Source organism: Pseudomonas sp. SLBN-26 (genome assembly GCF_006715895.1).
GTDB lineage: Bacteria > Pseudomonadota > Gammaproteobacteria > Pseudomonadales > Pseudomonadaceae > Metapseudomonas > Metapseudomonas otitidis.
The window spans coordinates 5,088,745-5,111,988 of record NZ_VFOB01000001.1 but is presented as its reverse complement, the minus strand read 5'-3'; the positions used below and the strand labels follow the sequence as shown (position 1 = coordinate 5,111,988).

Here is a 23,244-nt window from a genome sequence, read left to right as displayed (position 1 = left end):
GAGCCCGTTCCATGTCGAAATTCTTCATCGACCGGCCGATCTTCGCCTGGGTGATCGCGCTGGTGATCATGCTGGCCGGCGGCCTGTCCATCCTCAAGCTGCCGATCAACCAGTACCCGAGCATCGCCGCGCCCGCCGTGGCGATCCAGGTCAGCTACCCCGGCGCCTCGGCGCAGACGGTGCAGGACACCGTGGTGCAGGTCATCGAGCAGCAGCTCAACGGCATCGACGGCCTGCGCTACATCGCCTCGGAGAGCAACTCCGACGGCAGCATGACCATCACCGCCACCTTCGAGCAGGGCACCAACCCCGACATCGCCCAGGTGCAGGTGCAGAACAAGCTGCAGCTGGCCACCCCGCTGCTGCCCCAGGAGGTCCAGCAACAGGGCATCCGTGTCACCAAGGCGGTGAAGAACTTCCTGCTGGTGATCGGCGTCGTCTCCGAAGACGGCTCCATGGACAAGAACGACCTGGCCAACTACATCGTCTCCAACATGCAGGACCCGATCTCGCGGACCAAGGGCGTGGGCGACTTCCAGGTGTTCGGAGCCCAGTACGCCATGCGCATCTGGCTCGACCCGGCCAAGCTGAACAACTATCAGCTGACCCCGGTGGACGTGAAGACCGCCATCCAGGCGCAGAACGTGCAGATCTCCTCCGGCCAGCTCGGCGGCCTGCCCGCCTCCCCCGGCCAGCAGCTCAACGCCACCATCGTCGGCAAGACCCGCCTGCAGACCCCCGAGCAGTTCCGCGAGATCCTCCTCAAGGTCAACCGCGACGGCTCCCAGGTGCGCCTGCGTGACGTCGCCACCGTGGAGCTGGGCGGCGAGAACTACAGCATCAGCGCCCAGTTCAACGGCAACCCCGCCTCCGGCATGGCCATCAAGCTGGCCACCGGCGCCAACGCGCTGGACACCGCCAAGGCCATCCGCCAGACCATCTCCGAGCTGGAGCCGTTCTTCCCGCCGGGCATGAAGGTGGTGTTCCCCTACGACACCACCCCGGTGGTCAGCGCCTCCATCGAGGGCGTGATCCACACCCTGGGCGAAGCCATCGTACTGGTGTTCCTGGTGATGTTCCTGTTCCTGCAGAACTTCCGCGCCACCATCATCCCCACCCTCGCGGTGCCGGTGGTGTTGCTGGGCACCTTCGGCGTGCTCGCCGCGTTCGGCTTCACCATCAACACCCTGACCATGTTCGCCATGGTCCTGGCCATCGGCCTGCTGGTGGACGACGCCATCGTCGTGGTGGAGAACGTCGAGCGGGTGATGGCCGAGGAAGGCCTCTCGCCGCTGGAAGCCACCCGCAAGTCCATGGGCCAGATCCAGGGCGCCCTGGTGGGTATCGCCCTGGTGCTCTCGGCGGTGTTCCTGCCGATGGCCTTCTTCGGCGGCTCCACCGGCGTGATCTACCGGCAGTTCTCCATCACCATCGTCTCGGCCATGGCCCTGTCGGTGCTGGTGGCCCTGGTGTTCACCCCGGCGCTGTGCGCCACCCTGCTCAAGCCGGTGCACGGCGGCCACCACGAGAAGCGCGGCTTCTTCGGCTGGTTCAACCGCACCTTCGACCGCAGCGTGCGCGGCTACGAGCGCGGCGTGCGCAGCATCCTCACCCGCAAGCTGCCGTACCTGCTGATGTACGTGGTGATCCTCGGCGTCATGGCCTGGCTGTTCACCCGCATCCCCACCGCCTTCCTCCCCGAGGAAGACCAGGGCGTGCTCTTCGCCCAGGTGCAGACCCCGTCCGGCGCCAGCGCCGAGCGCACCCAGGTGGTGGTCGACCAGATGCGCGAGTACCTGCTGACCCAGGAGAAGGACACAGTCAAATCGGTGTTCACCGTCACCGGCTTCAACTTCGCCGGTCGCGGCCAGAGTTCGGGCATGGCCTTCATCATGCTCAAGCCGTGGAACGAGCGCCCCGGCGCCGAGCACAGCGTGTTCGCCCTGGCCAACCGCGCGCAGATGCACTTCTTCAGCTTCCGCGACGCCATGGTGTTCGCCTTCGCCCCGCCGGCGGTGATGGAGCTGGGCAACGCCACCGGCTTCAACTTCTTCCTCCAGGACCGTGCCGGCGTCGGCCATGAAACCCTCAACGCCGCCCGCGACCAGTTCCTCGCCCTCGCCTCGAAGGACCCGGTGCTCACCCGCGTGCGGGCCAACGGCCTGCGCGACGAGCCGCAATACCAGTTGCTGATCGACGACGAGAAGGCCCGTGCCCACGGCGTCTCCCTCTCCGACATCAACAACACCGTGTCCATCGCCTGGGGTGCCAGCTACGTCAACGACTTCATCGACCGTGGCCGGGTGAAGAAGGTCTACCTGCAGGGCGAAGCCGACGCGCGGATGAACCCCGAGGACCTGAACAAGTGGTACGTGCGCAACGACCAGGGCCAGATGGTGCCGTTCAGCGCCTTCGCCAGCGGCGAGTGGACCTACGGTGCGCCCAAGCTGGCCCGCTACAACGGCGTGTCGGCGGTGGAGATCCTCGGCGAGGCGTCCCCGGGCCACAGCTCCGGTGAAGCCATGGCCGCGGTCGAGCGCATTGCCAAGCAACTGCCGGCGGGCGTCGGCTACTCCTGGACCGGCCTCTCCTACGAGGAGCGCCTGTCCGGCTCCCAGGCCCCGGCGCTGTACGCCCTCTCGCTGCTGGTGGTGTTCCTCTGCCTGGCGGCGCTCTACGAGAGCTGGTCGATCCCGTTCTCGGTGATGCTGGTGGTCCCGCTCGGGGTGATCGGTGCGCTGCTGTTCACCAGCCTGCGCGGCCTGTCCAACGACGTGTTCTTCCAGGTCGGCCTGCTCACCACCATCGGCCTCTCGGCGAAGAACGCCATCCTCATCGTGGAGTTCGCCAAGGAGCTGCACGAACAGGGCAAGAGCCTGTTCGACGCCGCCGTGGAAGCCTGCCGCATGCGCCTGCGCCCGATCATCATGACCTCGCTGGCGTTCATCCTCGGCGTGGTGCCCATGGCCATCTCCAGCGGCGCCGGTTCGGGCAGCCAGCACGCCATCGGTACCGGCGTGATCGGCGGCATGCTCACCGCGACCATCCTGGCGATCTTCTGGGTGCCGCTCTTCTATGTACTGGTCTGCTCGCTGTTCAAGGACAAGCGCAGCAAAGACGAACTGACCAAGGAGGCCGCCGAATGAGGCCGTCCCTGCTGTCCCTCGCGGTCGCCGGCGTCCTGCTCGGCGGCTGCTCCCTGATCCCCGACTACCAGCGCCCCGAGGCCCCGGTGGATGCCGCCTGGCCCCAGGGCGAGGCCTATACCGCCAGCGACAGCGGCGCCCAGTCCCGGGTGGCCGCCGCCGATCTCGGCTGGCGCGAGTTCTTCCAGGACCCGGCCCTGCAACGCCTGCTGGAAAGCGCCCTGGCCAACAACCGCGACCTGCGCGTGGCAGCCCTCAACGTCGAGGCCTACCGCGCCCAGTACAGCATCCAGCGTGCCGACCTGTTCCCCAGCGTCAGCGCCGATGGCAGTGGCACCCGCCAGCGCATGCCGGCGGACCTCTCCGGCAGCGGTCGCGCCACCACCAGTGGCTCCTACGCCGCCACCCTGGGCGTCAGCGCCTGGGAGCTGGACTTCTTCGGCCGCGTGCGCAGCCTGACCGAGCAGACGCTCGAACAGTACCTGGCCACCGAGGAAGCCCAGCGCAGCGCGCAGATCAGCCTGCTGGCCAGCGTCGCCAACGCCTACCTCACCCTGCAGGCCGACCAGGCCCAGTTGCGGCTGACCCGCGACACCCTGAAGACCTACCAGGAAAGCTACGCCCTCACCCAGCGCAGCTTCGACGTGGGCGTGGCCGACGCGCTGTCCCTCAGCCAGGCCCGCACCGCCGTGGAAAGCGCCCAGGTGACCCTGGCGCAGTACACCCGCCAGGTGGCCCAGGACCGCAACGCCCTCACCCTGCTGGTGGGCGGCCCGCTGCCCAACGACCTGCCCCAGGGCGAAGTGCTGAGCGACGACCAGTTGGCCGAAGTGCCCGCCGGCCTGCCCTCGGAGATTCTCCAGCGGCGCCCCGACCTGCTCCAGGCCGAGCACCAGCTGAAGGCCGCCAATGCCAGCATCGGCGCGGCACGGGCAGCGTTCTTCCCGCGCATCACCCTCACCGCCAACGCCGGCAGCCGCAGCGCCGAGCTGTCCGGGCTGTTCGACGCCGGCTCCGGCAGCTGGCTGTTCCAGCCGCAGATCAGCCTGCCGATCTTCAACGCCGGCCGGCTGAAGGCCAGCCTCGACTACGCCGAGGTGCAGAAGAACATCCAGGTGGCGCAGTACGAGAAGGCCATCCAGACCGCGTTCCAGGAAGTCGCCGACGGCCTCGCCGCCCGCACCACCTACGAACAGGAACTGGACGCCCAGCGCAATCTGGTGCGCACCTCCGAGGAGTACTACGGCCTGGCCGAACGCCGCTACCGCACCGGCGTGGACAGCTACCTGACCCTGCTCGACGCCCAGCGCCAGCTGTTCAGCGCCCGCCAGCAGCTAATCAGCGCCCGCCTCAAACAGCTCACCAGCGAGGTCAACCTGTACAAGGCCCTCGGCGGCGGCTGGAACGAGCGCACCGCCAGCACCACCCCGGCGGCACCGAAATCCTGATTCGCGTGTATCGGCCGACGGAAGCGGCCACCCTTGCTGCGCGATGCCCCCGCCCCATGGCGGGGGCTTTTTTATGCGCGCACGGAAGCCACGTTTCCCGTTCACCGGAAGCGCCACGGCGGGTCACGTCGGTGGCGTGGTGGAAACGGCCCTGATGGCGGTTCTTCCATCCACCAGCGGTGCCATGCCGGACTCCATTGGTGGATCGGTGGAGTCCGTAGGATGCGGTGAGCTCGGCGAACCGCATCAATCCAGGCCCGGCCCACCATGATGGGCTTCGCACAGCTCAGCCCATCCTACGGGTGCCTCGGCGCCATCCGGTGAGCATCGAGCCAGGGGGTTATCCCCAAGGTCTGGGTGCCAGGGCTTGGTGGATCGGTGGAGCACGATCCACTGCGATGCCTCTGCCCGCGTGGGCTGAAGCCCACCCTGCGGGGTGACGGAGGTCGTCGGAGGGTCGCCCCAAACTGATGCAGGCCTGTTCGATCGGTCAGCTCCGGCCGCCCATAACCGTGCAGCCCCCGCCCCTCCACAAGTCGGAATTTGACCTCGAAACACCGATAACCCCTTGAAACATCGGGGCCTATCCCGATAATCCCGCGCCCGGGGAAGGCGTCGCGAAAAACTGGCTCCTTTCTTGCTCTGGCAGGCAAGCCTGACCAATCAGACAGCTTCCACACAGAGGGAAGCCAATAAAACCAGCACCAGGAGCCCATCCCGAATGAACCGTACCCTCTCCGCTCTCGCGCTCGCCGGCGGCCTGCTGACCGCTGGCCAAGCCCTGGCCGACGGTCCCCTGCTGTGGCAGAACAACAGCGTCACCTACCTCTACGGGCAAGACTTCAAGGTCAACCCCGAGATCCAGCAGACCTTCACCTTCGAGCACGCCAGCGGCTGGACCTGGGGCGACCTGTTCCTCTTCGTCGACCAGATCAACTACAACGGCAAGGCCGACGCCAACGCCGGCAACAACACCTACTACGGCGAGATTTCCCCGCGCCTGTCCTTCGGCAAGCTGTTCGACCAGAAGATCGCCTTCGGCCCGGTGACCGACGTGCTGCTTGCCGCCACCTATGAGCGTGGCGAGAACCGCAACCAGAACTACCTGCTCGGCCCGGGCTTCGACCTGGCCCTGCCCGGCTTCGACTACTTCCAGCTGAACTTCTACTACCGCAAGCCCGACGGCATCACCAAGAACCCGTCCGGCCAGTGGCAGGTCACCCCGGTGTGGTCCTACACCGTGCCGGTGGGCAAGTCCGATATCCTCATCGACGGCTTCATGGACTGGGTCTGGAACAACAAGGACGCCACCACCAACCGCCCCAACGACCTGCACGCCAACCTGCACTTCAACCCGCAGATCAAGTACGACCTGGGCAAGGCTCTGGACCTGGGCGCCAAGCAGCTCTACGTGGGTGTCGAGTACGACTACTGGAGCAACAAGTACGGCATCGACGACAACAGCTTCCTGGGCGACAAAATCCTCGGCGGCACCGACCAGAACACCGCCAGCCTGCTGGTCAAGGTGCACTTCTGATCCATCCGCGCGCCGGCGTCCTGCCGGCGCGCCTCGGGTCCCGGCCCCCCCTCTGCGCTCTTCACCTCCCCCACCACATTCCCCCCACACACCCGTCGGCCCGTCCAGGGCACGGATTCGGCACGGCTGCACATCGGGCAGCACAGGGCCGCCGCCTGGCACGCGGAGTCAGTCAGTACGAAGAGGAAGGGGTAACGCGGGCGGGCAGGCAAAGCGCCCTCCCCTGTCCGGGGAGGGCGCCCGGGGTCAGGCGCGGGCCGATGCAGAGGCGGTGATGCCCTGCACACTCTGGCCACGGTCACGGCTGAACTGCGGGATCAGCGAGCCGATCACCATGCCCAGCAGGCTCATCAGCAGGCCGGCCAGTTGCGGCGGCCAGAAGTCGGTTTCCTGGTAGGTCAGCTCCAGGGACACCCAGCTCAGCAGGCCGAAGGCAATGGCGAACAGCGCGCCCTGGGTGGTCGCACGCTTCCAGAACAGCCCGGCGAACAGCGGCACCACGGCGGCCACCAGGGTGACCTTGTAGGCGTTGCCGACCATCTCGTAGATGCTGGCGTTGGAGTTCAGCGCGAACACCGAGGTGGCGATGGTCATCAGCACCACGCTCACGCGCATGGCCAGCAGGAACTGACGGTCGCTCATGGCAGGCACGAAGTTCTTCAGGATGTTCTCGGTGAAGGTCACCGACGGCGCCAGCAGGGTGCCGGAAGCGGTGGACATGATCGCCGACAGCAGCGCGCCGAAGAACATCACCTGAGCGAACAGCGGGGTCCGCTCCATGATCAGGTGCGGCAGGATCATCTGCGAATCCTCGGCCAGCCACTTCTGCACCATCGCCGGATCGATCAGCGAGGCCGCGTAGGTGAGGAAGATCGGCAGCATGCAGAACGACAGGTAGAACACCGCACCGGCCATGGAGGCGCGGGCAGCGATGTTCTCGGTTTTGGCCGACATGACGCGGGCATACACGTCCTGCTGCGGGATGGAGCCCAGCATCAGCGTCACCGCCGCCGCGATGAAGGCCACGATGTCCCGTGGCTCGAAGCCATGGATGAAGGTGAACTTGCCCTCGGCTGCGGCGTGGCTGATGACCACATCAGCACCGCCGGCCATGCCGCCGATCAGCCAGGTCAGGTACACCAGGCCGACCACGATGATGATCATCTGCATGAAGTCGGTCAGCGCCACCGACCACATGCCGCCGAACAGGGTGTAGAGCAGCACGATGCCGGTGCCGATCAGCATGCCCTGGGTGGTGCTGATGGAACCGTCGGAGAGCACGTTGAATACCACGCCCAGGGCGGTCAGCTGCGCCGCCACCCAGCCCAGGTAGGAGCCGATGATCACCAGGCTGGTGAAGATCTCGACGTGCGGGCCGTAGCGCTTGCGGAAGAAGTCGCCGATGGTCAGCAGGTTCATGCGGTACAGCGGACGCGCGAAGATCAGGCCCACTAGCATCAGGCAGCCGAAGGAACCGAACGGGTCCTCGATGATGCCGGCGAAGCCTTCCTCGATGAAGGTGGCGGGGATGCCCAGCAGGGCCTCGGAACCGAACCAGGTGGCGAACACCATCGCCGCGACCAGGGGGAAGGACATGCTCCTGCCGCCGGCGGCGAAATCCTTGGAGTTCTTGACGCGAGTGGATGCGTAGAAGCCGACACCGACGGTGATCAGCAGGTAGACCGCAACAAACCAGATCAGCATGGGATGAATACCAGTGGCTCGCCCGTCATCCGGCGTGGGCTGGGCCCGCTAGGCCGCCGGGACTGACAGAATTTTTGTTTTCGTGGCGCGTCACGACCGGCGAGTGCTCCCCCTGAAGGCGCAGGCCTTGCCGGGGTCGTGGCCACCTGCCGCAACGGGCGAGCAGTCTGCCAAACCCGTCAAATATGTCAAACAGATACGCGCCCGGTGATCGCAAAAAGCGACAAACGATAGTCGTAGGCGCGACACAAGCAATTGATAAATCAGGAGTTTGTCAGACAATTTGGCGGGCAACGTTGCGTATATTTCACAGCCCCGTTTCATAACCAGAACAAGCGGCAGCTTCACGGCGCTCTGCTAGCATCCTCGGGTCACGCCCATGGAGCCCGGCATGCACCCGCTCACCCCCGACCAGACCCGCGCCTACCTCGCCCACCTCGGCCTCCCCGCACCGCAACGCCTGGATCGGGAGGCCCTGGATGCCCTGATCGCCGCGCACCTGGCGCGGGTGGCCTTCGAGAACCTCGACGTGCTGCTGGCACGGCCCATCCACATCGACGCCGAGCGGGTCTTCGCCAAGGTGGTGGAACGCGGCCGGGGTGGCTACTGCTTCGAACTCAACGGCCTGTTCGGCCGGCTGCTAATGAGCCTGGGTTTCCGCGTCACCCCACTGGTGGCACGGGTGCGCTGGGGGCTGCCCGCCGAGGCGCCGCTGACCCTCACCTCGCACCTGATGCTGCGCATCGACCTGGCCGACGGCGCCTACCTCGCCGATGTCGGCTTCGGCTCCGCCAACCCTACCCGCGCCCTGCCCCTGGAAGGCCGCGAGGGCCTGGGCGACCTGCCCTTCCGGCTGCTGCCGCCGAGCGAAACGCAGGGCGACTTCCACCTGGAGACCCGCATCGGCGAGGCCTGGCTGCCGGTCTACCACTTCGACCTGCAGCCCCAGCCCTGGATCGATTACACCCCGCGCAACTGGTACACCTCCACCCACCCGGACAGCCTGTTCTGCCAGATGCTGGTGGCCGCCCGCACCGAGCCCGGGCAGCGCCTGACCCTGCGCAACGGCCTGTTCACCCGCCGCACGCCCGATGGCCAGGCACACCAACGCACCCTCACCGACCCGGACGCGGTGCTGGAGGTGCTGCAGCACGAATTCTGCCTGGCGCTGCGTGACGACGAACTGGCCGCCCTGCGCCAGCGCCTGGCAGCCCTGCTGGCGGCTACGCCGGGCTGAAGTGCCCCATGAAGATCACTTCCTGGATCTCCCGCAGGTAGGGCTGGAAGCGCAGGTCCCGCTCGCTGAAGGCCCGCGCGGCAGCCAGGGCCTGCTCGTGGGAAGTCCACTCCACCAGGTCGGCGTAGACCGGCGCGCCCTCGACAGCGGCCAGGCCGCGCAGGCCGATGAAGCCCTCGAAATCCCGCAGTGCCTCGCGCACCTGTTCGCGCAGCTCCGCCACCCGCGCCTCGCGACCGGGCTTGGTGGTGAACAGCACCAGTTCCAGAACCGATGACTCTTGCATGTTGATCGCCTTCCGCTGGGTGGGACGACGCAGCCTAGAGGCCCCCTGCTGACAGCGTGCTGTCAGTGGCCGGCTCCGGCGCGCAGCGCTGGCGCATGTAGGCCTCCAGGCTCGGCGCCTCGCCAGCGGGCGCGGCAGCGGGCAGGCGCGCCAGTGCCTGGATGCGGTCCACGCGGAAGTCGCGGTATTCCCCACGCAGGTCGCACCAGGCCGCCACCGTCCACTTGCCCACCCAGTAGAACAACCCCACCGGCTGGATCACCCGCTGGGAGGCGCGCTCGTCCAGGCTCAGGTACTCGATGCGCAGCGCCGCACGGTCGCGGATCGCCCGGCGCAGCGCATCCCAATGGCGCATCTGCTCCTGGGTGAACGGGCTGACGAAGGCCCGCACCGGCGCCGCTTGCGGGTCCAGCCCGTGGGCCGGCACCGCCGCCTGGATCTTGCTCAGCAACGAGCGCGCTGCCCCGGCCATCTCCGCGCCCACCGTGCGCGACAGCAGCTCGACGCCCAGCAGCAACGCGTCCAGCTCATCGGCATTGAGCGCCAGCGGCGGCAACTCGAAGTGCTCGTCCAGCGCATAGCCCACACCGGCCTCGCCGTAAATCGGGATGCCGCTCAGGGACAGGTCGTCCACGTAGCGGTAGATGGTCCGCACCGACACGCCCAGGCGCTCCGCCAGGCGTCGGGCGCTGATGGGCTGGTGGGCACGGATCAGGTTCACCACCTGGAACAGGCGATCGGCCTTGCGCATGACAGGGGTCGTCGTGAAAGGGAAACCGGCGGGCATTTGCGCACAGCATCCGTTGAAAAACCAGCGCCGCCGGGCCACCACCTGCCGGGAACGCCACCGCCCCCGCAGAAATGTCCCGCCTGGCCCTCTATGCTGCGAGGCGCCGCCAACCGGGGAATGCCCATGTCCAGCAAGACGGAAATCATCCAGCAGTTCATCGCCTCCGGCGAAGCCGACTTCGCCGCCGCCAACAGCTCCAACGCCTACTACTGCAGCCACCACCCGAGCATCACCCCGCTGGTGAAGAAGCCGCCGAAGGAGCTCGATGACGCCACCTTGCAAGCCTTCTACTACCACCTGCTGTTGAACGGCGGCACACCGCCCGCCGAGAGCCAGCGCCACCTCGACCTGCTCACCGCCGCAGCGACCGACGCGGCCCGCGTGCTGGCCGAACACGGCTACCCGCGCTGCCGCCTCAAACGCTGGGAGATGGTCCTGCTGTTCGGCGGCGAGATGACCCTGGAGGCCCACGCCCGCCGCCTGGCCCTGCTCGCCCAGGTGGGCCGCTTCGCCCACCAGCCCGGCATGCTGGCCAAGGCCACCAAGCTCAAGGCCGAATTCGGCGAGGACGCCTGGCTGCACAGCGAAATCACCCGCGTGCTGCAGGCGGTGCCGTTCGCCCGGCTGGCCTTCGACCGCGACAACCTGGATTTCAGCCTCGCCTTCATTGGCGTGCTGTTCATCTTCCTGCTCGGGGCCGACGACGCCGACCAGCGCCTGCTGTTCGCCTGGTTCAGGCAGGCCACCGACGCCCTGCAGGACATCCCCCACTACAAGACCCGCGACGAACAGGTGCGCAGCCTGGTCTGGGTGCTGTTCCGCTTCGCCGACGCCGCAAAGGCCAACGGCCTGGTCCAGGCCCTGCTCGCGGAATACGGCGAGACCTGGTGCCGCGAATACAGCGCCTGACGGAAAAACCACCAGCCGCCTGAACCCCACGGGCGGCCGGGGCCGCAGCGATCCGCCCCAATGTTATCCACAGCTTGCCCCACAGAAATTGTGGGCAGCGCAACGCCGTCTTTTCGGTCGGATCACAGTCGAAACGAGGGGGCTCGTTTAAACTGGCGCACCTTCAGTTCCAACCGTGGTACCCAACATGGACGTTTCCCGCATCCACATGCTCATCCTGCGTGCCATCGCTACTGGCCTCGACGGCGCAGCGATCTACGCCTTGTCCATCGTGCTAATCACGTGGACACAGAACCTGCTCATGTTCCTCGTACCGATGGTCCTGTACTTCCCGCTGTGCGAGTGGCTGCTGCGCGGTTTCACCCCCGGCAAGTGGATCTGCCGCATCCGCGTCATCGCCCCCAATGGCGAGCCGCCCAGCCTGAACCAGGTCCTGATTCGCAGCGTTTTCCGCCTGGTGGAGGTCAACCCCTTCGTCATCGGCGCCATCCCTGCCGCCATCGCCGTCCTGTGCTCCAGCCATGCACAGCGCCTGGGCGATATGTGGGCCTTCACCTTCGTCGTCCCGGTCAGCGACATCCCTGCCGTACGCAAGCGCATCGCCGAGATGGAAGACGCGCCCACACAGCAACCAGAAAGCTGAGGCCCGACCATGAGCGAATCCCAAGGCTTCACCCCCGAGACCCGCGCCCAGCTGGTAGCCCTCAAGGGCGTCGGCCCCACCGTGGTCAACCGCCTGGAACAGATCGGCTTCTGCGACCTGGCGCAACTGGCCCGCTGCGAAGCCGCCGACCTGACCCTGCAGATCGCCCGCATGATGGGCTCCACCTGCTGGCACAACAGCCCCCAGGCCCGCGCCGCCATCCAGGCCATCATCGACTTCGCCCGCACCCAATCCCCAGCGGATTGACGAGAGGTCTGCCCGGCCCTTTCGAATGCAATGAGTTCCGCGAACCGCCCCGCCACGTTGCGGCTTAGAAAATAGCCCTTAGACATCAGTTCGCAGTATGTTCTCTCCTCTCTCGGGGAGAGCAAAGGAAAGAACGGTGCGCCCACTACTACCCAAGGCATACATGACGTCAGTAGCTATTGCTGCTCTGCTGTCAGGCTGTGCCAGCGATATCAAGAACGAATCGATAACCGAGCCTTATACAGGGACGTTGGTTCCTGGGAAGCTCCTCACATCACCCACTAAACTCAAGGCTGCGGTCGGTGAGGAGATGCTGACTGCTGGCGAATACTCGATTACGCCATCTAAGGTCGCTCACCAGACCGCGACCATGGCTTCAGATGCCTCTGCCCATGTCACGCATAAATGGAAGACCTTCGACTTCCGGCTCGCGCCTGCAAGACTCGCCAAGGAAGGAAGCTCTAGTGCAGGGCACTTTTACAAATACCCGAGTACGTTCTTCAGTCTGGCTCGAAAAGAGGCATATGGCGGACTAATTGCCCCCAATGAAACACCTAATATCGCCACCAGAATTTATTGGCGTTGGCTTCCGTCCAATGAGAACACCTTCTATACCGCCCCACTCAAAACGCCCGTCAAACTCAACCTTGAGGACTACGAAGAAGATATTGATAACGGCCAGCACCAAACCCCAAGACAAGTGCTGATTTATTCTGGCTTGTCTTCCGGACAGATTCGATTCGTATACCGCGAATTCACTCAGGGTGGATTTTCAAAGCCAACTCTTAGCCAAGACGTAACACTCGATTATCGCCCTGGTACCGAATACGCCTTCAAGGAAGCGAGGTTTATCGTGAACAAGGCAGATACCGCATTTATTGAGTTCACACTATTGAAAGGTCTTTGAAAGCACTAAGGCGACGATAAAAGGCCAGTATCTCGACTGGCCTTTCTCTTGACTCAAACTTTCTATTCGGAAACACAAATTATGCGGCTGCATAGTTCGCGTAATTTTTCCCACGCACTTCTGCCGGACTTGCCCTAGCAAGTCGCCAACAACGCCGGGAGCGCGGCATCTGACAACCTGCATCCACCACAACCCGCGCAAGCATGGTCATGTGGCACGGGTGGTGGACTGGCCGTGGTCGTCCTTCCACCACTGTGTGGAGAACGGCACGTTGCCCAGGGACTGGGCAGGCGGCGGGGACATGGCGGAGACCCGATCCGGAGAGCGCTGAAACGCCCCTTTGAATGCAAAAGCCCCGGCCATGCCGGGGCTTTTGGGTTGCACGCCTGACGGACCGTCAGGCGCTGGCGGGGATGCCGGCCTCGATGCGCCGCTTGCGCCGGGCATTGAGCAGCCCGAGGCAGACGATGAGGACGCTGAGCAGGGCCGTGGCCAGCACTTCCTGCCGGTGGGCGGGCATGGCCAGCATGGTGATGAGGGCAGCGCTGATGAACAGGATCACCGCCCAGGTCAGCCAGGGGTACAGCCACATGCGGAACTCCGGGGAGTCCCCGGCCTGCTGCAACTGGCGGCGCATGCGCAGCTGGGACACGGCGATGACCAGGTAGACCAGCAGCGCCACCGCCCCCGAGGAGGCGAGGAGGAAGGCGAACACCTTCTCCGGCGCGAAGTAGTTCAGCACCGTGGTGAGGAAGCCCACAGTGGTGCTGGCCAGGACGGCGGCACGGGGCACCTGGCTGGCGTTGGTGCGCTGCAGGCGCTCGGGCGCGTCGCCCCGGCGTGCCAGGGAGAAGACCATGCGCGAGGCGGTGTAGATCGCCGAGTTGAGGCAGCTGGCGACGGCCACCAGCACGACGAGGTCGACGATCAGCTTGGCGTGGGGGATGGCCAGCAGCTCCAGGGCGCGCTGGTAGGAGCCCACTTCGGCGAGCTGCGGGTCGTTCCACGGCACGATGGAGACGACGAGGAAGATCGACACCAGGTAGAACAGGCCGATGCGCCAGATCACCGAGCGGGTGGCGCGGGTGATCTGCCGAGCCGGGTTCTGTGACTCGGCGGCGGCGATGGTGACGATCTCGGTACCCATGAAACTGAACATGGTGGTGAGCAGGGCCCCGACCACGGCGCCATAGCCGTTGGGCAGGAAGCCGCCGTGGGTCGCCATCAGCTGTCCCAAGCCACTCACCTCGCGTTCCGGCAGGCCACCGGCGAGGGCCACGGCGCCCAGCACGATGAAGGCGATGATCGCCAGCACCTTGAGCAGGGCGAACCAGAACTCGAACTCGCCGTAGCGCGCCACGCTGAACAGGTTGGTGACGGTCAGCGCCAGGGTCACCAGCAAGGCGAACATCCAGGTGTCGATGGCGGGGAACCAGGCGTTGAGGATGGCCGCCGCGGCGATGGCCTCCAGCGGGATGACCAGCACCCAGAACCACCAGTAGAGCCAGCCGATGGTGAAGCCGGCCCAGCGCCCGATGGCGCGGTCGGCGTAGGTGGAGAAGGAGCCGGTGTCGGGCGAGGCGACGGCCATCTCCCCGAGCATGCGCATCACCAGCACCACCAGGGTGCCGGCGAACAGGTAGGCCAGGAGCACGGCGGGGCCGGCGGCGGCGATGGCGTGGCCGGAGCCGACGAACAGGCCGGCGCCGATCACCCCGGCGATGGAGAGCATGGTCACGTGGCGTTGCTTGAGACCGGGCGCGAGGGCCGCGGAGGTGTCGCGGGGCAGTTGCGAGGCGAGGAGCGGTGAAGAGGGCATGGGCGATTCCTTCTCTGATTGTTCTTGGTGGCGCTGCCATCTGGAAGGGCGATGACAGTCGGTTCGAGTCGAGCGCACGTGGTGCGGTTCAACAGCGGGGACGAGCGGAGCGGGACCTCTGGACGTGGGTAAAAGAAAAAGGGGCATGACCGTCACCGGTCATGCCCCTTGCCTGTACGGATCAGCCGTTGCTGGGGAACGCGAACTGCGCGGCCTCGTGGCTGGCGCGCTGCGGCCAGCGCTGGGTGATGGCCTTGCGGCGGGTGTAGAAGCGCACGCCGTCCGGGCCGTAGGCGTGCAGGTCGCCGAACAAAGAACGCTTCCAGCCACCGAAGCTGTGGTAGCTGACCGGGACCGGCAGCGGCACGTTGACGCCGACCATGCCCACTTCGATCTCGTCGCAGAACAGGCGGGCGGCTTCACCGTCGCGGGTGAAGATGCAGGTGCCGTTGCCGTACTCGTGGTCGTTGATCAGCTGCATGGCTTCTTCCAGGCTGCCGACGCGAACGATGCAGAGCACCGGGCCGAAGATCTCTTCCTGGTAGATGCGCATGTCGGCGGTGACGTTGTCGAACAGGGTGCCGCCGACGAAGTAGCCGTCTTCATGACCGGCGACGCGGTAGCCACGGCCGTCCACCACCAGCTTGGCGCCGGCTGCGACGCCGTCGTCGATGTAGCCAACCACCTTGTCGCGGGCGGCGGCGGTGACCAGCGGGCCCATGTCCAGGCCGCAGGTGGTGCCGGCGCCGATCTTCAGGCCCTTGATCTGCGGAACGATCTTCTCCACCAGCGCATCGGCGATCTGGTCGCCCACGCACACGGCCACGGAGATGGCCATGCAGCGCTCGCCGCAGGAGCCGTAGGCGGCGCCCATCAGTGCGCTGACGGCGTTGTCGAGGTCGGCATCGGGCATCAGCACGGCGTGGTTCTTGGCGCCGCCCAGGGCCTGGATGCGCTTACCGCGCTTGGTGCCTTCGCTGTAGATGTATTCGGCGATGGGGGTGGAGCCGACGAAGCTGATGGCCTTCACTTCCGGCGCTTCGATCAGGCCGTCCACGGCTTCCTTGTCGCCGTTCACCACGTTCAGCACGCCCTTGGGCAGGCCGGCCTGCTCGAACAGTTCGGCGATGAACAGGGTGGAGCTGGGGTCGCGCTCGGAGGGCTTGAGGATGAAGGTGTTGCCGCAGGCGATGGCCAGCGGGTACATCCACAGCGGCACCATGGCCGGGAAGTTGAACGGGGTGATGCCGGCGACCACGCCCACCGGCTGGAAGTCGCTCCAGGCGTCGATGTTCGGGCCAACGTTGCGGCTGTACTCGCCCTTGAGGATCTCGGGGGCGGCGCAGGCGTACTCGACGTTCTCGATGCCGCGCTTGAGTTCACCGGCGGCGTCTTCGAGGGTCTTGCCGTGCTCCTGGCTGATCAGGCGGGAAATCTCGGCCTCGTTCTGCTCCAGCAGTTGCTTGAAGCGGAACAGCACCTGGGCGCGCTTGGCCGGCGGGGTGTTGCGCCAGGCGGGGAAGGCGGCCTTGGCGGCGTCGATGGCCTTCTGCAGGGTTTCGCGGCTGGCCAGGCCGACCTTGTGGATGGCTTCGCCGGTGGACGGGTTGAACACGTCGGCGGTGCGGCCTTGGTCGGCGACGCGTTCGCCGTTGATCAGGTGCGGGATGAGGCTCATGGGTGGGGTCTCTTGCAGGTTCTTGTCCGGTGGGTCCGCAGCGGGCGCTGCGGACCGTGCATTACTTGAGTTCGGTTTCCACGAAGACCACGTCGTGGTCGCTGGCGTTGATCACGTTGTGCTCGACGCCGGCCTTGCGGAAGTAGGCCTGCCCGGCCACCAGGGGGGCGAGCTTCTCGCCCTCCGGGGTTTCGAGCAGCAGGGTGCCGTCGGTCATGGGCACGACCACGTAATCGTAGCCATGCCGATGGCGACCGGTCTCGGCGCCCGGGGCGAAGCGCCACTCGGTGACGATCACCTCGGCGTTGTCCACCTGCACGGTGGGCACGGCCTGCGGGCGCCCGCTCATCAGGCGACGCCTTGCAGGGCCTGGCCGACGGCGTCGAACACGCGGTCGAGGTCTTCCGGCTTGGCGTTGAAGGTGGGCCCGAACTGCAGGGTGTCGCCGCCGAAGCGGACGTAGAAGCCGGCCTTCCACAGGGCCATGCCGGCCTCGAACGGACGGACGATGGCGTCGCCGTCACGCGGGGCGATCTGCAGGGCACCGGCCAGGCCGCAGTTGCGGATGTCGACCACGTGCTTGGCGCCCTTCAGGCCGTGCAGGGCCTTCTCGAAGTGCGGAGCCAGCTCGGCGGACTGCTGGATGAGGTTCTCCTTCTCCAGCACCTCCAGGGCGGCCAGGCCGGCGGCGCAGGCGACCGGGTGACCGGAGTAGGTGTAGCCGTGGGTGAACTCCACCGCGTATTCCGGGGTGGCCTGGTTCATGAAGGTCTCGTAGATCTCGCGGCTGGCGATCACCGCGCCCAGCGGGATGGCACCGTTGGTGATCTGCTTGGCGACGTTCATCAGGTCCGGGGTCACACCGAAGTACTCGGCGCCGGTCCACTTACCCATGCGGCCGAAGCCGGTGATCACTTCGTCGAAGATCAGCAGGATGTTGTGCTGGTCGCAGATCTCCCGCAGGCGCGGCAGGTAGCCCACCGGCGGGACGATGGCCCCGGCGGAACCAGACATCGGCTCGACGATCACGGCGGCGATGTTGGAGGCGTCGTGCAGTTCGATCAGCTTGAGCAGTTCGTTGGCCAGCTCCACGCCACCGGTGGCGGCCATGCCCTTGGTGAAGGCCATGCCCGGCTGCAGGGTGTGGGGCAGGTGGTCGACGTCCATCAGCTGGCCGAACATCTTGCGGTTGCCGCCGATGCCGCCCAGGGCGGTGCCGGCGACGTTCACACCGTGGTAGCCACGGGCACGGCCGATCAGCTTGGTCTTCTGCGGCTGGCCTTTCAGGCGCCAGTAGGCGCGTGCCATCTTGATGGCGGTGTCGGCGCACTCGGAGCCGGAACCGGTGAAGAACACGTGGTTCAGCTCACCGGGGGTCAGGCTGGCGATCTTCTCGGCCAGCTTGAAGGACAGCGGGTGGCCGAACTGGAAGCCGGGGGAGTAGTCGAGGGTGCCGAGCTGCTTGGCCACGGCTTCCTGGATTTCCTTGCGGGAGTGACCGGCGCCGCAGGTCCACAGGCCCGACAGGCTGTCGTACACGCGACGGCCCTGGTCATCGATCAGCCAGCTGCCTTCGGCGGCCACGATCAGACGGGGATCGCGCTGGAAGTTGCGGTTGGCGGAGAAGGGCATCCAGTGGGCATCCAGCTTCAGCTGGCTGGCCAGGGACGGGGTGGTGGTCTGCGGCATGTTCATTCCTGTCTGCCTCGCAATTCAGGTCATGGGTGGAACCGAGGGGTTCTTGCAGTCGACATTGCCACGGGCATAAAGTCAGGAAAATCCAACTTTTGAAAACTTCACTTCAGGGTTCACTAAACAATGAGCACCCGCCGCCCAGAGCCTCTCGGCCAGGTCAGTGACTTCGATATCCGCCTGCTGCGGATCTTCCGCAGCGTGGTCGAGTGCGGCGGTTTCTCCGCTGCGGAAACGGTGCTGGGCATCGGCCGCTCGGCCATCAGCCAGCAGATGAGCGACCTGGAGCAGCGCCTCGGCCTGCGCCTGTGCCAGCGCGGCCGGGCCGGCTTCGCGCTGACCGAGGAAGGCCGCGAGGTCTACCAGTCCACCCAGCAGCTGCTGGCCTCCCTGGAGACCTTCCGCACCGAGGTCAACGGCCTGCACCAGCACCTGCGCGGCGAGCTGAACATCGGCCTCACCGACAACCTCGTCACCCTGCCGCACATGCGCATCACCCACGCCCTGGCACGGCTCAAGGAACGCGGGCCGGACGTGGTGATCAACATCCGCATGACGCCCCCCAGCGAGGTGGAGCAAGGGGTGCTGGACGGCCGTGTGCACGTCGGCGTGGTGCCGCAGACGGCGGCGCTGTCCGGGCTGGAGTACCAGCCGCTGTACGAGGAACGTTCGCTGCTCTACTGCGCTGTCGGGCACCCGCTGTTCTACGTCGACGACACCCAGCTGGACGATGCCCGCCTGAACGACCAGGAAGCCATCGCCCCCACCTTCCGCCTGCCGGCCGAGATCCAGGCCCTGTACCAGGCGCTGAACTGCACCGCCAGCGCGTCGGACCGCGAAGGCATGGCCTTCCTCATCCTCACCGGGCGCTACATCGGCTACCTGCCGGACCACTACGCCACCTTCTGGGTGCAGCAGGGCCGCCTGCGCGCCCTCAAGCCGGCGAGCCGCTTCTACGACCTCAGCCTGGCCACCGTGACCCGCAAGGGCCGGCGCCCGCACCTGGTGCTGGAGAGCTTCCTCGACGCCCTGGCCGGCACCAGCTGAAGCGCGCGGGCGACGGCGGAAGCGAGTAGGCTGGCCCCCTCATCCCAAGGAGGACCGCCCATGAGCACCCCACACTCCGCCCTGGTCATCGGGGCATCCCGCGGCATCGGCCTGGGCCTGGTGCGCCAGCTGCTCGGCGCCGGCTGGCAGGTCACCGCCACCGTGCGCGACCCGGCCCGCGCCAGTGAACTGGCCGCCCTGCCCGGCGTCGAGCTGGCCACCCTGGAACTGACCCAGGCCGACAGCCAGGACGCCCTGGCCCGCCAGCTGGAAGGTCGCCGCTTCGACCTCATCCTGGTCAACGCCGGCATCTACGGCCCCGCCCACCAGTCGGCCAGCCAGGTCAGCGAAGCCGAGGTCGCCCAGCTGTTCATGACCAACGCCGTCGCCCCGGTGCGCCTGGCCGAGCGCCTCAAGGGCCAGCTGCGCGACGGCGGCACCCTGGCCTTCATGAGCTCCACCCTCGGCAGCGTGGCCGGCAACGACAGCGGTGGCCTGGCGCTCTACCGCGCCAGCAAGGCCGCGCTCAACTCCCTCACCCGCAGCCTGCTGGCGGAATGGCAGGGCCCGCGCCCCACCCTGCTCAACCTGCACCCGGGCTGGGTGAAGACCGACATGGGCGGCGACGCCGCCGACATCGACGTGGAAACCAGCACCGCCGGCCTCCTGCGCCAGATCGAAGCTCACGCCGGTCGCGGCGGCCAGCATTACCTCGACTACAAGGGCCAGGCCCTGCCCTGGTGACGCACCAGCAGGCGGCGCGGCGGCACCGCCGTGCACCATCCGCGCTCGCGGACGGCGCCGCCCGCCTGCACCAACCGGCCTGGTACGGGGCTTTGCGCGCCGCCTGTCCAGTTGGTCAATTTTTTGCAATCGCCTGGTCAGCCCACAGGGCACAGCACAGAACAACAGACCAGGAGCCCCATCCCCCATGTTCCATTCCAAGAAGAACCTGCTGCGCACCCTCGTCGCCGCCATCGGCTTCAGCGCCACCCTCGGCGCCTCCGCCGCCGACCCGCTGAAGGTCGGCTTCGTCTACGTCGGCCCCATCGGCGACCATGGCTGGACCTACCAGCATGAGGAAGGTCGCAAGGCCCTGGTGGCCAAGCTGGGCGACAAGGTGGAGACCACCTACGTGGAAAACGTCGCCGAGGGTGCCGACGCCGAGCGGGTCATCCGCAACATGGCCAAGGGCGGCTACGACCTGATCTTCACCACCTCCTTCGGCTACATGAACCCCACCGCCAAGGTGGCCAAGCAGTTCCCCAAGGTCACCTTCGAACACGCCACCGGCTACAAGCAGGACAAGAACCTCGGCACCTACCTGTCGCGTTCCTATGAGGGCCGCTACGTCGGCGGCTTCCTCGCCGCGAAGATGACCAAGAGCCACAAGATCGGCTACATCGCCTCCTTCCCCATCCCCGAGGTGATCCGCGACATCAACGCCATCCAGCTGGCGCTGAACAAGTACGACCCGCAGGCCGAGATCAAGGTGGTCTGGGTCAACTCCTGGTTCGACCCGGGCAAGGAAGCCGACGCCGCCAACGCGCTGATCGACCAGGGCGTCGACGTGGTCTTCCAGCACACCGACAGCCCGGCGCCGATCCAGGCCGCCGAACGCCGTGGCGTGTACTCCGTGGGCTACGCCTCGGACATGGCGCACTTCGGGCCCAAGGCCGTGCTCACCTCCATCGTCAACAACTGGGGCCCGCACTACATCCAGGCCGCCGAAGGCGTGATGGCCGGCACCTGGAAGTCCCAGGACTACTGGGGCGGCCTGGCCGAGGACACTATCCAACTGCCCATCAGCGACCTGGTGCCCACCGACGTGAAGGCCGAGGCGGAGAAAATCATCGCCCGCATCAAGAGCGGCGAGTTCCACCCCTTCACCGGCCCGATCAAGGACCAGAGCGGCGCCCTCAAGCTGGCCGACGGCGTGGTCGCCACCAACGCCGACCTGGCGGGCATGAACTACTACGTCGAAGGCATCAAGGCGGAACTGCCGAAGTAAGCCCCGCCCTCTCCCCGTGCGCGGGGAGAGGGTGCTGACCCGCATACCCGAAGGACACCCCGATGAACACGCTTCCCCTCATCGACATCGCCCCGCTCTATGGCACAGACAGCACCGCCTGGCGCGATGTCGCCACCCAGATCGACGCCGCCTGCCGCGACTGGGGCTTCTTCTACATCACCGGACACGGCATCCCGCCCGAGCGCATCGACGCGCTGCTGGCAGCGGCCAAGGCCTTCTTCGCCCAGCCCGAGGCCGAGAAGCTGAAGATCGACATCACCCGCACCGCCCACCACCGCGGCTACGGCGCCATCGCCACCGAACAGCTCGACCCGACCCAGCCCAGCGACCTGAAGGAAACCTTCGACATGGGCTTCCACATGGCCGCCGACCACCCCGAGGTGCTGGCCGGCAAGCCCCTGCGCGGGCCCAACCGCCACCCCGACCTGCCCGGCTGGGCGCCGCTCATGGAGCAGCACTACGCCGACATGCAGGCCCTGGCGCAGACCCTGCTGCGGGCCATCGCCCTGGCCCTGGGCATCGAGCGCGACTTCTTCGATGCGCGCTTCGCCGAGCCCATCAGCGTGTTCCGCATGATCCACTACCCGCCGCGCCACACCGCCCGCAGCGCCGACCAGCCGGGCGCCGGCGCCCACACCGACTACGGCTGCGTCACCCTCCTCTACCAGGACGACGCCGGCGGCCTGCAGGTGCGCAACGTCCACGGGGAGTGGATCGACGCGCCACCGATCCCCGGCAGCTTCGTGGTCAACATCGGCGACATGATGGCGCGCTGGAGCAACGACCGTTACACCTCCACCCCGCACCGGGTCATCAGCCCGCTGGGGGTGCACCGCTACTCCATGCCCTTCTTCGCCGAACCGCACCCGGACACCGAGATCAGCTGCCTGCCCAACTGCTCCAGCGCCGACAACCCGCCGAAGTACCCACCGGTGACCAGCGCCGAGTACCTGCTCTCGCGCTTTGCCGACACCTACGCCTACCGACGGGAGGAAACGGCCTGACCAGTGGCCGGCCCTCGGCGGAACAGGGCCATTCGTCAGGGGCCGTGCCGCGCGGCCCGGGTGTTCGGGCGCGGGTACGGCGAAAACCTGTCCGGGAAGTTAAACTTGCCCGCCACAACCCCGCCTGATCACGAGAAAACACCATGTACGACTGGCTCAACGCCCTGCCCAAGGCCGAACTGCACCTGCACCTGGAGGGTTCCCTGGAGCCCGAGCTGCTGTTCGCCCTGGCCGAACGCAACAAGGTCGCCCTGCCCTGGGGCGACGTGGAGAGCCTGCGCAGCGCCTACGCCTTCAACAACCTGCAGGAGTTCCTCGACCTGTACTACCAGGGCGCCGACGTGCTGCGCACCGAGCAGGACTTCTACGACCTGACCTGGGCCTACCTGCAGCGCTGCAAGGCGCAGAACGTGATCCACACCGAGCCCTTCTTCGACCCGCAGACCCACACCGATCGCGGCATCCCCTTCGAGGTGGTGCTGAACGGCATCCGCCACGCCCTGGACGACGGCCGCAAGCAGCTCGGCATCAGCTCCGGGCTGATCCTCAGCTTCCTGCGCCACCTCTCCGAGGACGAAGCGCAGAAGACCCTCGACCAGGCCCTGCCCTTCCGTGACGCCTTCGTCGCCGTGGGCCTGGACAGCTCCGAGCAAGGCCACCCGCCGAGCAAGTTCCAGCGCGTGTTCGACCGCGCCCGCGCCGAAGGCTTCCTCACCGTCGCCCACGCCGGCGAGGAAGGCCCGCCGGAATACATCTGGGAAGCCCTGGACCTGCTGAAGATCCAGCGCATCGACCACGGCGTGCGCGCCATCGAGGACGAACGCCTGATGCAGCGCATCATCGACGAGCAGATCCCGCTGACCGTCTGCCCGCTGTCCAACACCAAGCTGTGCGTGTTCGACCACATGAGCCAGCACAACATCCTCGACATGCTCGAACGCGGCGTGAAGGTCACGGTGAACTCCGACGACCCGGCCTACTTCGGCGGCTACGTCACCGAGAACTTCTTCGCCCTGCACGAACACCTGGGCATGACCCAGGACCAGGCCCAGCGCCTGGCGCAGAACAGCCTGGATGCACGGCTGGTGAAGTGAACGA

Annotated in this window: 20 protein-coding genes; 13 read left to right on the top strand and 7 right to left on the bottom strand. The window is 66.6% G+C overall.

Annotated elements, in window-relative coordinates; translation table 11 throughout:
• The first annotated feature begins 11 nt into the window (after positions 1–11).
• The 3 genes from FBY21_RS23615 to FBY21_RS23605 all read left to right on the top strand — a co-directional run bounded on the left by FBY21_RS23615 (position 12) and on the right by FBY21_RS23605 (position 6,131).
• On the top strand, positions 12–3,146 hold the full coding sequence (locus FBY21_RS23615; RefSeq protein WP_044412925.1) for an efflux RND transporter permease subunit: 3,135 nt from the start codon (positions 12–14) through the stop codon (positions 3,144–3,146).
• On the top strand, positions 3,143–4,594 hold the full coding sequence (locus tag FBY21_RS23610) for an AdeC/AdeK/OprM family multidrug efflux complex outer membrane factor (RefSeq protein ID WP_142014090.1): 1,452 nt from the start codon (positions 3,143–3,145) through the stop codon (positions 4,592–4,594). Before FBY21_RS23615 ends, FBY21_RS23610 begins: the two co-directional genes overlap by 4 nt.
• Positions 4,595–5,315: 721 nt before the next feature.
• Positions 5,316–6,131 (top strand): outer membrane protein OmpK, encoded by an 816-nt coding sequence (locus tag FBY21_RS23605; protein WP_142014087.1) that lies wholly within the window; start codon positions 5,316–5,318, stop codon positions 6,129–6,131.
• 246 nt (positions 6,132–6,377) lie between these two features.
• On the opposite strand, the gene FBY21_RS23600 is transcribed toward FBY21_RS23605, so the two are convergent.
• On the bottom strand, positions 6,378–7,835 hold the full coding sequence (locus FBY21_RS23600) for a sodium:solute symporter family protein (RefSeq protein ID WP_044412932.1): 1,458 nt from the start codon (positions 7,833–7,835) through the stop codon (positions 6,378–6,380).
• Between the two features lie 391 nt (positions 7,836–8,226).
• Between FBY21_RS23600 and FBY21_RS23595 the strand changes: the two genes are divergently transcribed.
• Positions 8,227–9,072, top strand: coding sequence for an arylamine N-acetyltransferase family protein (locus tag FBY21_RS23595; protein WP_142014084.1), 846 nt, complete (start codon positions 8,227–8,229; stop codon positions 9,070–9,072).
• On the opposite strand, the gene FBY21_RS23590 is transcribed toward FBY21_RS23595, so the two are convergent.
• Both FBY21_RS23590 and FBY21_RS23585 read right to left on the bottom strand, forming a co-directional pair.
• Positions 9,059–9,358 carry an antibiotic biosynthesis monooxygenase family protein gene (locus FBY21_RS23590; protein WP_044412937.1) on the bottom strand — a complete coding sequence of 100 codons (300 nt, stop codon included), beginning with the start codon at positions 9,356–9,358 and terminating at the stop codon, positions 9,059–9,061. The two genes, FBY21_RS23595 and FBY21_RS23590, sit on opposite strands and share 14 nt — an antisense overlap.
• Before the next feature lie 34 nt (positions 9,359–9,392).
• Entirely contained in the window at positions 9,393–10,109 is a 717-nt protein-coding gene (locus tag FBY21_RS23585; RefSeq protein ID WP_069563186.1) for a helix-turn-helix transcriptional regulator, read from the bottom strand.
• A gap of 162 nt (positions 10,110–10,271) precedes the next feature.
• On the opposite strand from FBY21_RS23585, the gene FBY21_RS23580 reads away from it, so the two are divergent.
• From FBY21_RS23580 to FBY21_RS23565, 4 genes are all read left to right on the top strand, one after another.
• The gene (locus FBY21_RS23580; protein ID WP_142014081.1) at positions 10,272–11,057 is read left to right on the top strand and encodes a hypothetical protein; all 786 of its coding nucleotides are present in this window, start codon (positions 10,272–10,274) and stop codon (positions 11,055–11,057) included.
• Positions 11,058–11,244: 187 nt separating this feature from the next.
• Positions 11,245–11,700 carry an RDD family protein gene (locus tag FBY21_RS23575; RefSeq protein ID WP_142014078.1) on the top strand — a complete coding sequence of 152 codons (456 nt, stop codon included), beginning with the start codon at positions 11,245–11,247 and terminating at the stop codon, positions 11,698–11,700.
• Positions 11,701–11,709: 9 nt separating this feature from the next.
• Positions 11,710–11,967 (top strand): helix-hairpin-helix domain-containing protein, encoded by a 258-nt coding sequence (locus FBY21_RS23570; protein ID WP_142014075.1) that lies wholly within the window; start codon positions 11,710–11,712, stop codon positions 11,965–11,967.
• A 136-nt stretch (positions 11,968–12,103) separates the two neighbouring features.
• On the top strand, positions 12,104–12,874 hold the full coding sequence (locus FBY21_RS23565) for a hypothetical protein (RefSeq protein ID WP_142014072.1): 771 nt from the start codon (positions 12,104–12,106) through the stop codon (positions 12,872–12,874).
• Between the two features lie 397 nt (positions 12,875–13,271).
• On the opposite strand, the gene gabP is transcribed toward FBY21_RS23565, so the two are convergent.
• The 4 genes from gabP to FBY21_RS23540 all read right to left on the bottom strand — a co-directional run bounded on the left by gabP (position 13,272) and on the right by FBY21_RS23540 (position 18,066).
• A complete protein-coding gene (gabP, locus tag FBY21_RS23555) occupies positions 13,272–14,693 on the bottom strand; it encodes a GABA permease (RefSeq protein ID WP_142014069.1) in 1,422 nt (473 codons plus the stop codon).
• Positions 14,694–14,874: 181 nt separating this feature from the next.
• Entirely contained in the window at positions 14,875–16,371 is a 1,497-nt protein-coding gene (locus tag FBY21_RS23550; RefSeq protein WP_142014067.1) for a CoA-acylating methylmalonate-semialdehyde dehydrogenase, read from the bottom strand.
• 61 nt (positions 16,372–16,432) lie between these two features.
• The gene (locus FBY21_RS23545) at positions 16,433–16,720 is read right to left on the bottom strand and encodes a cupin domain-containing protein (protein WP_044412962.1); all 288 of its coding nucleotides are present in this window, start codon (positions 16,718–16,720) and stop codon (positions 16,433–16,435) included.
• Entirely contained in the window at positions 16,720–18,066 is a 1,347-nt protein-coding gene (locus tag FBY21_RS23540) for an aspartate aminotransferase family protein (RefSeq protein ID WP_044412965.1), read from the bottom strand. The genes FBY21_RS23545 and FBY21_RS23540 overlap by 1 nt, the downstream gene beginning before the upstream one ends.
• Positions 18,067–18,189: 123 nt before the next feature.
• Between FBY21_RS23540 and FBY21_RS23535 the strand changes: the two genes are divergently transcribed.
• From FBY21_RS23535 to FBY21_RS23515, 5 genes are all read left to right on the top strand, one after another.
• On the top strand, positions 18,190–19,110 hold the full coding sequence (locus FBY21_RS23535; protein WP_044412968.1) for a LysR family transcriptional regulator: 921 nt from the start codon (positions 18,190–18,192) through the stop codon (positions 19,108–19,110).
• A 60-nt stretch (positions 19,111–19,170) separates the two neighbouring features.
• The gene (locus tag FBY21_RS23530; RefSeq protein ID WP_142014064.1) at positions 19,171–19,854 is read left to right on the top strand and encodes an SDR family oxidoreductase; all 684 of its coding nucleotides are present in this window, start codon (positions 19,171–19,173) and stop codon (positions 19,852–19,854) included.
• Between the two features lie 187 nt (positions 19,855–20,041).
• On the top strand, positions 20,042–21,121 hold the full coding sequence (locus FBY21_RS23525; protein WP_142014061.1) for a BMP family ABC transporter substrate-binding protein: 1,080 nt from the start codon (positions 20,042–20,044) through the stop codon (positions 21,119–21,121).
• Positions 21,122–21,183: 62 nt separating this feature from the next.
• Entirely contained in the window at positions 21,184–22,146 is a 963-nt protein-coding gene (locus FBY21_RS23520) for a 2-oxoglutarate and iron-dependent oxygenase domain-containing protein (RefSeq protein WP_142014057.1), read from the top strand.
• 143 nt (positions 22,147–22,289) lie between these two features.
• Complete coding sequence (locus FBY21_RS23515) at positions 22,290–23,240, top strand: adenosine deaminase (protein WP_044412980.1); 951 nt, start codon at positions 22,290–22,292, stop codon at positions 23,238–23,240.
• Positions 23,241–23,244 lie beyond the last annotated feature (4 nt).